Annotated in this window: 12 protein-coding genes, 1 tRNA gene, 1 rRNA gene, 1 other RNA gene and 1 other annotated feature (1 of these 16 cut by a window edge); of the genes, 11 read left to right on the top strand and 4 right to left on the bottom strand. The window is 37.3% G+C overall.

Annotation, left to right across the window (positions count from 1 at the left end):
- Window positions 1–32: 32 nt before the first annotated feature.
- Window positions 33–148, top strand: a 5S ribosomal RNA gene (gene rrf / locus Q9306_RS16720).
- Between the two features lie 40 nt (window positions 149–188).
- Here the strand turns inward: rrf and Q9306_RS16715 are convergent.
- On the bottom strand, window positions 189–1,175 hold the full coding sequence (locus Q9306_RS16715; protein ID WP_306200523.1) for a YaaC family protein: 987 nt from the start codon (window positions 1,173–1,175) through the stop codon (window positions 189–191).
- A gap of 115 nt (window positions 1,176–1,290) precedes the next feature.
- Here Q9306_RS16715 and guaB point away from each other — a divergent pair, with 115 nt between their 5' ends.
- From guaB to Q9306_RS16680, 7 genes are all read left to right on the top strand, one after another.
- Complete coding sequence (gene guaB, locus Q9306_RS16710; protein WP_306200521.1) at window positions 1,291–2,754, top strand: IMP dehydrogenase; 1,464 nt, start codon at window positions 1,291–1,293, stop codon at window positions 2,752–2,754.
- A 104-nt stretch (window positions 2,755–2,858) separates the two neighbouring features.
- Complete coding sequence (locus Q9306_RS16705; protein ID WP_306200519.1) at window positions 2,859–4,178, top strand: serine hydrolase; 1,320 nt, start codon at window positions 2,859–2,861, stop codon at window positions 4,176–4,178.
- Between the two features lie 161 nt (window positions 4,179–4,339).
- A complete protein-coding gene (gene pdxS / locus Q9306_RS16700; protein ID WP_020063156.1) occupies window positions 4,340–5,227 on the top strand; it encodes a pyridoxal 5'-phosphate synthase lyase subunit PdxS in 888 nt (295 codons plus the stop codon).
- 17 nt (window positions 5,228–5,244) lie between these two features.
- On the top strand, window positions 5,245–5,835 hold the full coding sequence (gene pdxT / locus Q9306_RS16695; protein ID WP_306200516.1) for a pyridoxal 5'-phosphate synthase glutaminase subunit PdxT: 591 nt from the start codon (window positions 5,245–5,247) through the stop codon (window positions 5,833–5,835).
- Between the two features lie 54 nt (window positions 5,836–5,889).
- Window positions 5,890–6,111: a binding site (T-box leader), on the top strand.
- 49 nt (window positions 6,112–6,160) lie between these two features.
- Window positions 6,161–7,435 carry a serine--tRNA ligase gene (gene serS, locus Q9306_RS16690; protein ID WP_306200514.1) on the top strand — a complete coding sequence of 425 codons (1,275 nt, stop codon included), beginning with the start codon at window positions 6,161–6,163 and terminating at the stop codon, window positions 7,433–7,435.
- A gap of 381 nt (window positions 7,436–7,816) precedes the next feature.
- A tRNA-Ser gene (locus Q9306_RS16685) sits at window positions 7,817–7,909 on the top strand.
- A 171-nt stretch (window positions 7,910–8,080) separates the two neighbouring features.
- Entirely contained in the window at window positions 8,081–8,455 is a 375-nt protein-coding gene (locus Q9306_RS16680; protein ID WP_306200512.1) for a sigma factor-like helix-turn-helix DNA-binding protein, read from the top strand.
- Window positions 8,456–8,491: 36 nt separating this feature from the next.
- Here Q9306_RS16680 and Q9306_RS16675 read toward each other — a convergent pair whose 3' ends face one another.
- The 3 genes from Q9306_RS16675 to Q9306_RS16665 form a co-directional block, all read right to left on the bottom strand.
- Window positions 8,492–9,160: a deoxynucleoside kinase gene (locus tag Q9306_RS16675; RefSeq protein WP_306200510.1), complete on the bottom strand. Its 669-nt coding sequence runs from the start codon at window positions 9,158–9,160 to the stop codon at window positions 8,492–8,494.
- A gap of 2 nt (window positions 9,161–9,162) precedes the next feature.
- Window positions 9,163–9,798: a deoxynucleoside kinase gene (locus Q9306_RS16670; protein ID WP_306200508.1), complete on the bottom strand. Its 636-nt coding sequence runs from the start codon at window positions 9,796–9,798 to the stop codon at window positions 9,163–9,165.
- A gap of 172 nt (window positions 9,799–9,970) precedes the next feature.
- A complete protein-coding gene (locus Q9306_RS16665) occupies window positions 9,971–10,507 on the bottom strand; it encodes a cysteine hydrolase family protein (RefSeq protein ID WP_306200505.1) in 537 nt (178 codons plus the stop codon).
- Between the two features lie 73 nt (window positions 10,508–10,580).
- On the opposite strand from Q9306_RS16665, the gene tadA reads away from it, so the two are divergent.
- The 3 genes from tadA to dnaX form a co-directional block, all read left to right on the top strand.
- Complete coding sequence (tadA, locus tag Q9306_RS16660; RefSeq protein ID WP_306200503.1) at window positions 10,581–11,078, top strand: tRNA adenosine(34) deaminase TadA; 498 nt, start codon at window positions 10,581–10,583, stop codon at window positions 11,076–11,078.
- A gap of 77 nt (window positions 11,079–11,155) precedes the next feature.
- Window positions 11,156–11,420: signal recognition particle sRNA large type (gene ffs / locus Q9306_RS16655), an RNA gene on the top strand.
- Between the two features lie 229 nt (window positions 11,421–11,649).
- Window positions 11,650–13,023 carry the 5' portion of a DNA polymerase III subunit gamma/tau gene (gene dnaX, locus Q9306_RS16650; protein WP_306200501.1) on the top strand. Its footprint extends 312 nt past the window's final position, so only the first 1,374 of its 1,686 coding nucleotides appear in the window; its start codon is at window positions 11,650–11,652; its stop codon lies off the right edge, out of view.

Below are 13,023 nucleotides of genomic sequence, written 5' to 3'. Positions count from 1 at the left end.
TATCTAGTTTTGAAGGAATATACCTTCATAAGTCTGGTAATGATGGCAGAGAAGTCACACCCGTTCCCATACCGAACACGGAAGTTAAGCTCTCTAGCGCCGATGGTAGTTGGGACTTTGTCCCTGTGAGAGTAGGACGTTGCCAGGCAAACGAAAGACGAGTCAGTGGACTCGTCTTTTTTTATTTCCTAAGAAATTGCATTATGTTGACTCATTAAATATAAATAAATATAGTACGGTACTTTTTCGGCTGTAACAGCTAGAAATTGAAAGATAAATGGATAATCTTCAGAAGCATAACTTCCAAGTAAATCGTACCACCAGTCTGTTTCATAGCGGGAAATCATACTTAAGTTATAAAGCAAAAGGTAGTGTATAAGTAATTCTGGGAGAACAGGAGCCATTTCCTTATTAGCAGGTAAATAATAAGCGTTTGTATAATGATTGTATGTAAGGGGAGCACTGTATAATGGCGTCCATTCTTTCATGGAAGCTGAGAAATACAAATGTGAGTCATTTTCTTTAAAGTTTGTATGTCGAATGTTAAGGTGCTTGTTAATCCCTTCTATATACCGTATAAAACGTTCTTCAGTCATATGAAAAGTATCTAAAATGTGAGTAGGAAAAGTAAAGATGTTTTCCGTCACTTCCTTTAATTGATATAGATTATTTTTTCTTTTGCTGTATCGGAATAAATCTGCTAATTCAGCGATCCGCTGCAGTAACCCTTCCATTGTATATTTTTCTCCTTCTAAATGTTTCACATGAAACATTTGTTCCGCAACGTGAGTAAATAGCCCGTGCTTTTGAATTTTCACTTCATCATCTATAAATTGATAGCCTTGTTTTTTTCTCTTTCTTGTTGTAACCCCGTGTGCTAATACGGAAGTTGATTCAGGATAATTAGGATCAACTGTAAGCAAACAGGCTTTTAGAAGCTGGCTCATTCCATAAAACAATAATACTGGCTTAATGGAAAATGGAGCAGTATTACATGATTGGTAATAGTTTTTCCCGTGTTCTAAGTAATAAATAAAGGGATAACAATTTTCAAAGCTTTTTTTCTCAGTATTTGTATTACTTAATTTTTTATAGCAATGGGTAAGATAATGTTGCGTGTGAGTAGAAGAAAGAAAAAAGCTTAATTTCTGCCAAATGATTGTAGATTGTTGCATAAATACTCTCCTTTTATTTTTAGAAAATTCTAACATATACAGTCTTTCTTGACAGTATTTTAACCAATTGTTAAGCTACTAATAATAATTTCAGGTATCATGGGGGGAATCATTTATGTGGGAATCTAAATTTGTTAAAGAAGGTTTAACGTTTGATGATGTATTACTTGTACCAGCTAAATCGGATGTATTACCACGAGAAGTAAGCGTAAAGACGGTTTTATCTGAAACATTACAATTAAATATCCCTTTAATTAGTGCGGGTATGGATACGGTAACAGAAGCTGATATGGCGATTGCAATGGCTCGTCAAGGTGGACTGGGAATTATCCATAAAAATATGTCTATCGAGCAACAAGCTGAACAAGTAGACAAAGTAAAACGCTCCGAAAGCGGCGTTATTACAGATCCTTTCTTTTTAACTCCAGACCATCAAGTATATGATGCAGAGCATTTGATGGGGAAATATCGTATTTCAGGTGTACCGATTGTAAATAATGGAGAAGAGCGAAAACTTGTAGGTATCATTACAAACCGTGATATGCGTTTTATCCAAGATTATTCAATTAAGATTTCCGATGTAATGACAAAGGAGAATTTAATTACAGCCCCAGTCCATACTACATTAGAAGATGCTGAAAAAATCTTACAGCAGCATAAAATTGAAAAACTTCCGCTTGTTGATAATAACGGCGTGTTACAAGGACTTATTACAATTAAAGACATTGAAAAAGTAATCGAGTTTCCGAACTCTGCGAAAGATAAGCAAGGTCGTTTATTAGTAGGGGGAGCTGTTGGAGTAACAGCTGATGCAATGCAACGTATCGATGCATTAGTAAAAGCAAATGTTGATGTAATTGTTCTTGACACAGCTCATGGACATCACAAAAATGTAGCTGACAAAGTAAAAGAAGTTCGAGCTAAATATCCTACATTAAATATTATCGCTGGTAACGTTGCTACAGCTGAAGCGACTCGTGAATTAATTGAAGCAGGTGCAAATATCATTAAAGTAGGTATTGGACCAGGTTCTATTTGTACAACACGCGTTGTAGCAGGTGTGGGTGTTCCTCAATTAACAGCAGTGTATGACTGTGCAACAGAAGCACGTAAGTACGGTGTTCCAGTAATTGCTGATGGTGGAATTAAGTATTCTGGTGATATTGTAAAAGCATTAGCAGCTGGTGCTCATGTTGTTATGCTTGGAAGTATCTTTGCTGGTGTAGCAGAAAGCCCAGGAGAAACAGAAATTTATCAAGGACGTCAATTTAAAGTGTACCGCGGCATGGGTTCTGTTGGAGCAATGGAAAAAGGAAGTAAAGATCGTTACTTCCAAGAAGGTAATAAAAAACTTGTTCCGGAAGGAATTGAAGGACGCGTTCCATATAAAGGTCCTTTAGCAGATACAGTACATCAATTAGTTGGTGGATTACGTGCAGGTATGGGATATTGCGGTGCAGCTGATTTAACATTCTTACGTGAAAATGCACAGTTTATCCGTATGTCAGGTGCTGGATTACGTGAAAGTCATCCGCATGATGTCCACATTACAAAAGAAGCACCAAACTATTCATTATAATGTCTGATATAAAAATGGACGGAGATTTAGTATCTCTGTCTATTTTTTTTTGATTGTGTTAGAATAACGTTTATGTGAGTATAAATATATTGGGGGTAACAACAGTGAAAGGTATGTTTCGTAAGCAAATGGTTGCGATTGTAACAGTGCTTACACTATTTTGCAGCATGTTTTTTACATACAGCAGTGCATTTGCGGAAAACAATTCTGCTTTGAATGTTGAGGCTGGTGCAGCACTTTTAGTGGAAGCAAATTCTGGAAAAATTTTATATCAAAAAAATGCAGATGAGTCATTAGCGATTGCTAGTATGACAAAAATGATGACTGAATATTTGGTTCATGAAGCAATAGCAAAAGGTAAAATTAAGTGGGATCAAAAAACGAAAGTTTCTGAGTACGCTCATATCATTTCACAAGATCGTTCTTTATCAAATGTTCCTTTGGAAAACGGTGGTATGTATACTGTGAAAGAATTATATGAAGCAATGGCAATTTATTCTGCTAATGGCGCAACAATTGCTTTAGCTGAATTAATTGGTGGTTCAGAAGCCAATTTTGCTAAAATGATGAATGATAAAGCAAAAGAATTGGGATTACAAGGTTATAAATTTGTAAATGCTACAGGATTAATCAATAAGGACTTAAAAGGAAAACATCCTGAAGGTACAAGCCCAGATGATGAAAATAAAATGTCTGCTAAAGACTGTGCTTTGTTAGCGCAACATTTACTTCAAGATTATCCGAAGGTTCTTGATACAGCAAAAATTACAAAAAAGACATTCCAAAAAGATGGAAAATATCCAATTGATATGTCAAACTGGAACTGGATGTTAAAAGGGTTAGTTAAGGGATACGAAGGCGTGGATGGCCTAAAGACAGGTCATACTGATCAAGCTGGTTATTGCTTTACAGGTACAGCAGAGCGTAATGGTATGCGTTTAATCTCTGTTGTTATTAAAACAAACTCTGAGACAGCTCGTTTTGATGAAACGAAAAAACTATTTGATTATGGTTTTACAAATTTCCAAACAAAAACGGTATATCCAAAAGCTTCTCAAGTAAAAGGTCATGAAACAGTTCATGTAAATAAAGCAAAAGATACAGAAGTACCAGTGCAGACAAAGAAAGAAATTGTACTTCCAATGCCAAAAGGTAGTCAGGATATTTATAAAACAGATTTCAAAGCAGTAAATAAAGAGAATGAAGCACCAATTAAAAAAGGTACAACACTTGGTTATATGACCGTATCAGCAAAAGATCCTAATGATGTAGGATTTTTAACTGGTAAATCCATGCAAGTAGATCTTGTAACAAAACAAGAGGTAGAAAAGGCGAATTGGTTTGTTCTTTCTATGCGAAGCATTGGTTCCTTCTTTAGTGGTCTTTGGAATGGTACAGTTGATACTGTAAAAGGTTGGTTTTAAAAGCTCCCGATAAGGGGGCTTTTTTATTTCCTATTTTTCGCACCTATTTTATCCAAAAAAATAGTAGACAAATCTCTAATAGATAATGGTAGAATGTAAGAGTATTCTCAATTTTCTCCGTGATTGGGGAAAAGCAATTCACCTAGGGGGGTTTTTTGTACATGTTAAATGTAACAGGAACAGAGCGCGTAAAACGTGGAATGGCAGAAATGCAAAAAGGCGGCGTCATTATGGACGTAGTTAACGCTGAGCAAGCAAAAATTGCAGAAGCAGCAGGTGCAGTTGCTGTTATGGCATTAGAACGTGTTCCAGCTGATATTCGTGCAGCAGGTGGCGTTTCGCGTATGGCAGATCCAACAATCGTGGAAGAAGTAATGGGTGCTGTATCAATTCCAGTTATGGCAAAATGTCGTATTGGCCATCTTGTGGAAGCACGCGTACTTGAATCATTAGGGGTAGACTATATTGATGAGAGTGAAGTATTAACTCCAGCTGATGAAGTGTACCATTTAAATAAACGTGATTATACTGTTCCATTTGTATGTGGATGCCGTGATATTGGTGAAGCGGCACGCCGTATTGCTGAAGGTGCATCAATGCTTCGTACGAAAGGTGAGCCTGGTACAGGAAATATCGTAGAAGCTGTACGTCATATGCGCCAAGTAAACGCAGAAATTCGTCAAGTTGCAAGCCTGCGCGAAGATGAATTAATGACATATGCAAAAAATACGGGTGCTCCTTATGAAGTATTACTTGAAATTAAACGCCTTGGACGTTTACCAGTTGTAAACTTTGCAGCAGGTGGTGTTGCAACACCAGCAGACGCTGCATTAATGATGCAACTAGGTGCAGATGGTGTATTCGTAGGTTCTGGTATTTTCAAATCAGAAAATCCAGAAAAGTTTGCACGTGCGATTGTTGAAGCAACAACGCATTATGAAGATTATGAATTAATCGCTCGCCTTTCTAAAGGACTAGGTAATGCAATGAAAGGTGTTGAAATTTCAACATTATTACCAGAACAACGCATGCAAGAACGCGGTTGGTAATTGAAGGAGTTTTTGAAATGGTTACAATCGGTGTATTAGGACTTCAAGGAGCGGTTCGTGAACATGTACGTGCAATAGAAGCAGTTGGTGCACAAGCAGTGATTGTGAAGCGTACAGAGCAATTAGAGGAAGTAGATGGACTTATTTTACCAGGCGGTGAAAGTACAACGATGCGCCGTCTTATTGATAAATATAGTTTCATGGAACCTCTTCGTGAATTTGCTAAAGCAGGAAAACCGATGTTTGGTACATGTGCAGGTATGATCTTACTTGCAAAGAACCTTGTTGGATATGAGGAACCACATATTGGTGTAATGGATATTACAGTTGAACGCAATGCGTTTGGCCGCCAAAAAGATAGTTTTGAGGCTGCTCTTTCGATGGAAGGCGTAGGCGAAGACTTTATTGGCGTATTTATTCGTGCGCCGTATGTTGTAGACGTAGAAGATCATATCGAAGTATTATGTACATATGAAGATCGTATGGTCGCGGTTCGTCAAAATCATTTATTAGCAGCTTCTTTCCATCCGGAATTAACAGATGATCATCGTGTTACAGCTTATTTTGTAGAGATGGTAAAGGAAGCAAAAATGAAAAAAGCTGTATAAGTGACTTGAAACTTGTGCAAGATTATAGTAAATTGATGGTAACTATTTTATATGATAAATGTGTTGATAGGAATTAGTAGCAAGAGACGTTTCTTATAGAGAGTCGGTGGTTGGTGTAAACCGATAGAAGCGGCTTGTGAATCCATCCTGGAGTGAAGTGTGGAACAGCCTGCTGGCTAGTAAACATTTCCGGTGAAGAGCCGTTATCTCTACTTGAGAGGAAAGCAATTATGCTTTCAATTAGGGTGGCAACGCGGGTTAACTCCCGTCCCTTTGTATAGGGACGGGAGTTTTTTATTTTTGTAAAAATAAAGGAGGAAATATTATGCTTGATATTAAATTTTTACGTGCAAACTTTGAAGAAGTAAAAGCGAAACTGCAACATAGAGGCGAAGACTTAACCGACTTTGGCCGTTTTGAAGAATTAGACACAAAAAGAAGAGAATTGCTTGTACAAACGGAAGAGTTAAAAAGCAAACGTAATGAAGTATCTCAACAAATTTCTGTATTAAAGCGTGAAAAGAAAGATGCAGAGGCGCTTATTTTAGAAATGCGTGAAGTAAGCGATAAAGTGAAAGAGCTTGATACTGAGCTTCGTACAGTTGAAGAAGATCTTGAGAAATTAATGTTATCTATTCCGAATATTCCACATGAATCTACACCAATGGGTGAAACGGAAGATGATAATGTGCAAGTTCGTACATGGGGAGATGTTCCAGAATTTACGTTCGAACCAAAGCCACATTGGGATCTTGCAACTGATTTAGGGATGTTAGATTTTGAACGCGCTGGGAAAGTAACGGGTAGCCGTTTTGTATTCTATAAAGGTGCAGGTGCAAAGTTAGAACGTGCTTTATTTAACTTCATGCTTGATCTTCATACAGAGGAGCACGGATATGAAGAAATTTTACCTCCGTATATCGTAAATCGTACAAGTATGATTGGAACAGGACAACTTCCAAAGTTTGAAGAAGATGCGTTTCGTATTGAAAGCGAGGATTACTTCTTAATTCCTACAGCTGAAGTACCTGTAACAAATATGCACCGTGAAGAAATTTTAAGCGGAGATCAATTACCAATTCGTTATGCTGCGTTTAGTGCGTGTTTCCGTTCTGAAGCAGGATCTGCTGGTCGTGATACACGTGGTTTAATTCGTCAGCACCAATTTAATAAAGTAGAGCTTGTGAAATTTGTAAAACCTGAAGATTCTTATGAAGAACTAGAAAAACTAACAAATGATGCAGAGCGCGTATTACAATTATTAGGTCTTCCATACCGTGTGATGAGTATGTGTACAGGAGATTTAGGATTTACAGCAGCGAAGAAGTATGATATTGAAGTATGGATTCCAAGCTATGGTACATATCGTGAAATTTCTTCTTGTAGTAACTTTGAAGCATTCCAAGCACGCCGTGCAAATATCCGTTTCCGCCGTGACACAAAAGCGAAACCAGAGCATGTTCATACACTAAACGGATCTGGACTTGCGATTGGTCGTACAGTAGCTGCTGTTTTAGAGAACTACCAACAAGAAGATGGCTCTATTATCATTCCGGAAGTTCTTCGTCCTTATATGGGAGGAAAAACAGTAATTAAATAAATCCAAATTAAAAAAACGATAAAAAACCATTCTTTTTCGGTGGATGAGAGCATCTGGCCATGCGTAGAAGCGGACAGGGCTCTTTCCTACCATATGCAAGGTAAAATAAAGGGAGAAAGCGAGTGCAGGCCCCTTTTTTTCGGCATAGCCGCAAATCTATATGCCAAAAAATTAAAATAGATTCATATAAATAAATCCATTCTTATTAATATACATTCGTTGTTATTTCAGAATAACAGTGTCTTTAATTATTTAGTAGAGTAGGATATATTTTATAAAAAAGGAAGGAGAAAAAATTTCTTTCCTTTTTATATTATCTATAAATAGTAGGGTTGACGAACTGTTTTTCTTTTGATATTATATTTCATGTCATGTTAACACGGAGGAATACCCAAGTCTGGCTGAAGGGATCGGTCTTGAAAACCGACAGGCGGTGTGAGCCGCGCGGGGGTTCGAATCCCTCTTCCTCCGCCATATATAATTGACAACAGCGCATATAAGTGGAGATTGGAGAACTCGTTACCAACACGTAACGAGTTTTTATTTTAACCAATCAGGAAGTAGCAGATAGGAGAATGAACCTCTTATAGGAACACTCATATTCCGAGGATTATCTTCATAGATATGAAAGGAGCTACCATGGCCATGGATATTATCATACAAACGTTTCCGCTTGACGGAAAAACACTATATTATGTACAATGCCCCGTTTGCAAGAAGAATAAAATTTTAAACAGTGCTGCAAACGTATCTCGTATTGTAAGTGATGAAACATTTCGTAAACTTTGTGGTTGCATCTGTGATGTACAAAAAGAAGTGAAGAAAGTAGAAGCGCCAAAACAAGTTGAGAAAAAGGCAGATTCAAAACGCAAAGTAATTACAGCTGTTATTAATGGAAAAGAAATGACGGTAAAAGAAATTGCTGAAGCATATAATATTAGTGTGAGCACTGTACGTCAGCGTATTAATGCAGGAAAACCAGAGAGCGAAATTATTGCTCCGACAAAAAAGAAAAACTAAGTTCATAGGAAAAACCCGTGCGATTGCACGGGTTTTTTATTTTACAAGTTTACGTGTTTGTTGTAAGAAACGACCAATTTTCTTAATAATAGGTTCAATTGAATTTTCATTTTGTAAAATGTCATATTCATTAATATTAAGACGCAATACAGGACAAGCATTAAAGTCATTAATCCAATTTTCATAGCGTTCATGCATTTCTTTCCAATATTCAATTGGTGTTTGTTGCTCCATTGGTCTTCCGCGCTCTTTAATACGATCTACAATATCATCAAATGATCCTTCTAAATAAATCAGTAAATCAGGATGTGGGAAGTAAGGTGTCATAACCATTGCATCAAATAAGCTTTTATACGTTTCATAATCTGTAGCAGTCATTGTCCCTTTTTCATAATGCATTTTGGCGAAAATTCCCGTGTCTTCATAAATAGAACGGTCTTGAATAAATCCTCCGCCATATTCGAAAATCTTCTTTTGTTCCTTAAAGCGTTCTGCTAAGAAATAAACTTGTAAGTGGAAGCTCCAACGTGTGAAGTCTCCGTAAAATTTATCTAAATATGGATTAGCGTCTACTTTTTCAAATGATGTGCGGTAGCCAAGTGCATCCGCAAGGGCGTTTGTCATTGTAGATTTCCCAACACCAACAGTTCCGGCAATTGTAATAACAGCATCATTTGGAATGTCATATTTTTGTCTCAAATTCATTACTAGTTAATCTCCTTTGTTAGTGTATTTTGTAATGCGGATAAGATTACGTTTAAGTCCGATTCATTTTTTACAAAATCCATGTTATCTCCATTGAATTTTAATACAGGGATGTCTGGATGGTTCTTTTTGAATGTTTCCATTGCCATTTCGTAATCTTTAATGAGTTGCAATAAATAATTAGGATCTATATTTTTTTCGAAGTCACGTCCACGCATTGCAATTCTTTTTTGCAGTGTTTCTAAACTTGCTGTTATATACACGATGACGTTTGGAACTGGCATATCTTGTGTTAAGATACGATAAATTTGCATGTATTTCTCATATTGGGCACCATGTAATGTTTGAGATGCAAAAATTAAGTTTTTAAATATATGGTAATCTGCTACAACAGGTATATGTTGTTTTAAATATTTTGTATCAATGTCTTCTAATTGCTTATATCGGTTGCATAAGAAAAACATTTCTAATTGAAAAGCCCATTCCTCGATATTATCGTAAAATTTCCCTAAAAAAGGATTTTCATCAACGATTTCTTTTAATAAATGGAGTTGCATGTGAGTTGATATCGCTTTCGCGAGTGAAGTTTTTCCGACACCAATGGGTCCCTCAACTGTAATAAATGGTACTCCAGTCACACTGTTGCCTCCTCTCAAAACATGATTTGACGCGAATAAAAAGCACAAAACAGAACTATTGTAGCATAAGAGGAGCGAGAAAGGGTTAGTTTGTCATGAAAAGTTAAAAAATCAATTTATTCGGTATTAACTCGCAATACGCCCTTGCTGATGGAAGTTTCACTTTATGCTATTACAGTTGTAAATGAAACGATGAAGAAGTATTTGCTTTTAAAGTGGTTTGCATAATACGCAAGGCATGTTTGTTATCCTGATCGCAATTAGAAGCAATACAATCTTCGGGTACATATAATTGATAATTTCTCATGTGAGCATCATTTGCGGTGAAGAGAATGCATATATTTCCAGCCACTCCTGTTAAGATAAGATTTTCAATTTTTAAATGACCCAATAATGAATTTAAGGGTGTTTCATAAAAAGCAGAATAATGTGGTTTAATAAAAATATAGTCGTCGCTGGCAGGGGCGATCTTTTTTATGATTTCTTCACTGTGTTCATTTGTGCAATAGGTGATGAGTTCATGAATATCAGCCCTCCATAAATGATAATGATCATTTACATAAATAATGGGACAGCCGGAGTTTTTCATTTTTTGTTTAAGTTGTAAAATCGATTCTGTAATAAGTTTGCATTTTCGTGCTAAGATAGGTCCGTGTGAAAATTGGAAGTCATTAATCATGTCGATAATAAGAAGTGCGGTATTTTTCATATGTAATCTCCTTTCCTTTCTCTTTAGATTGGATTGAATATAGAAAAGTTATTTGCGATGAAAGGACTTTGTTATGGAACAAGATATTTATTTTATGAAGCTTGCGATAGAAGAGGCAAAAAAGGCTGAGGAAATACAAGAAGTACCAATTGGTGCGGTTGTTGTTGTTAATGGTGAAGTGATAAGTCGTGCCCATAACTTACGTGAAACAGAGCAACGATCAGTCGCTCATGCTGAATTGTTAGCAATTGATGATGCTTGCAAGAAATTAGGGACTTGGCGTTTAGAAAATGCAACGTTATATGTCACATTAGAACCGTGCCCGATGTGTGCCGGTGCTATTGTGTTATCACGCGTAAAACGCGTTGTATATGGTGCGGCGGATCCAAAAGGTGGATGCGCTGGTACATTAATGAATTTATTAACAGAGGATCGATTTAATCATCAATCCGAAGTTGTAGCTGGTGTATTAGAAGGAGAGTGCGGAAGTTTATTAACAAATTTTTTTCGAGAACTACGTAAAAAGAGGAAGAAAGAGAAGGAAGAGTTGGATAAAAATACTCTTTGCTAACACGTTGCAATTTTTTAGGAAACAAGTTATACTGAGATTGCCTTCAAATGAGGCAACTAAATATGGTTTTAACTTTGCCGTGCTAAGCGGGGAGGTAGCGGTGCCCTGTACTCGCAATCCGCTCTAGCGAGGCCGAATCCCTTCTCGAGGTTATGTTACTGTAGGGTCTGCCTTAAGTAAGTGGCGTTGACGTTTGGGTCCTGCGCAACGGGACCCCGTGAACCTTGTCAGGTCCGGAAGGAAGCAGCAATAAGCGGGTCTTCTCGTGTGCCGCAGGAGTGCCTGAACCGAGCTAACTGCTTAAGTAACGCTTATGGTACGTAATCGACAGAAGGTGCACGGCAGTTATATATGCATATGAACTCATCCTATACAAATAGGATGGGTTTTTTGTATGGAAAATAACTTTTGGAATCTAGAATCAGAATAGGTTATAATAAAGTGAAACAATAATGAATCATGCTTTTACGGGCAGTGTATCCCGCCTGGCTTTTTGTTTGAGTTGGCGAGATTGCTGTTTACGAATAGCGGGATAAACGAGAGAATAACTTTTGGGGGAGGCCGTATTTTCGTGTCATACCAGGCGTTATACCGAACATGGAGACCGCAGAAATTTGAAGATGTAGTCGGTCAAAAGCACGTAACGAAAACGTTGCAAAATGCCCTTCTTCAAGAGAAAGCGTCACATGCTTATGTATTCTCTGGCCCGAGAGGAACAGGGAAGACAACAATTGCGAAAGTATTTGCAAAAGCAATCAACTGTGAGCAAGCTCCTACAGCTGAACCTTGTAATCAATGTCCTGCATGCTTAGGAATTACACAAGGTGCTATTTCAGATGTATTAGAAATTGACGCGGCTTCGAATAACGGTGTAGATGAAATTCGAGATATAAGAGATAAAGTAAAATATGCTCCAAGCGAAGTTCGCTATAAAGTATATATTATTGATGAAGTTCACATGCTTTCGATGGGGGCGTTTAATGCGCTATTAAAAACATTAGAAGAACCTCCGCAGCATGTTATCTTTATTTTGGCAACGACAGAACCACATAAAATTCCACCAACAATTATTTCTCGTTGTCAGCGTTTTGAGTTCCGCAAAATATCAGTACAGGATATTGTAGAACGATTAACAACTGTTGTGAACAACGAAGGAACGAAAGTGGACGAGGAAGCACTTCAAATTGTAGCGCGCGCTGCAGAAGGCGGTATGCGTGATGCATTAAGTTTAATTGATCAAGCGATTTCCTATAGTGATGAAGTGGTCACGGTAGAAGATGTATTAGCGGTTACAGGTTCCGTTTCGCAGCGCAATTTAGCGAACCTTGTAGAGAGTATATATGAAAATGATGTATCAAAAGCATTGCGTATTGTTGATGATATTATGAATCAAGGGAAGGATCCACTTCGATTCATGGAAGATTTCATTTACTATTACAGGGATATGCTTTTGTATCAAACCTCACCACAGCTAGAGGACATGTTGGAAAGAGTTATTGTTGATGAGTCGTTTCAGACATTAAGTCAAGAGATGCAGCCTGAAATGATTTATGAAATTATTCATACGCTTAGTAAAAGTCAACAAGAAATGAAATGGACAAATCATCCTCGTATATTTTTAGAAGTGGTTATGGTGCAATTGTGTCAGCAATTTGCGATGAAAGTAAACGGAGTGGATCACTTACAAGTTGTTTTACAAAGAATGCAGCAGTTAGAACAGGAATTAGAGAAGATGAAACGACATGGTGTACCAACTTCAATGCAACAAGAAGTTAGGGAAACAAAGGCTGCACCGAAGCCGAGTCGTTCTGGTAGTATGAAAATACCGGTCGGTCGTGTTCATGAAGTGCTAAAGCAAGCAACTCGTAAAGATTTGGAGCAGTTGAAAAATGCATGGGGTGAACTGTTAGAGCGATTGAAAAGTTATAATAAAGTCGCTTATGCT

Origin of the sequence: Bacillus multifaciens, from assembly GCF_030756675.1 — a bacterium.
In the GTDB taxonomy this organism is placed as follows: domain Bacteria; phylum Bacillota; class Bacilli; order Bacillales; family Bacillaceae_G; genus Bacillus_A; species Bacillus_A multifaciens.
Note: the sequence above shows the minus strand (reverse complement) of the source record. Positions and strands in the feature narration are given on the sequence as shown.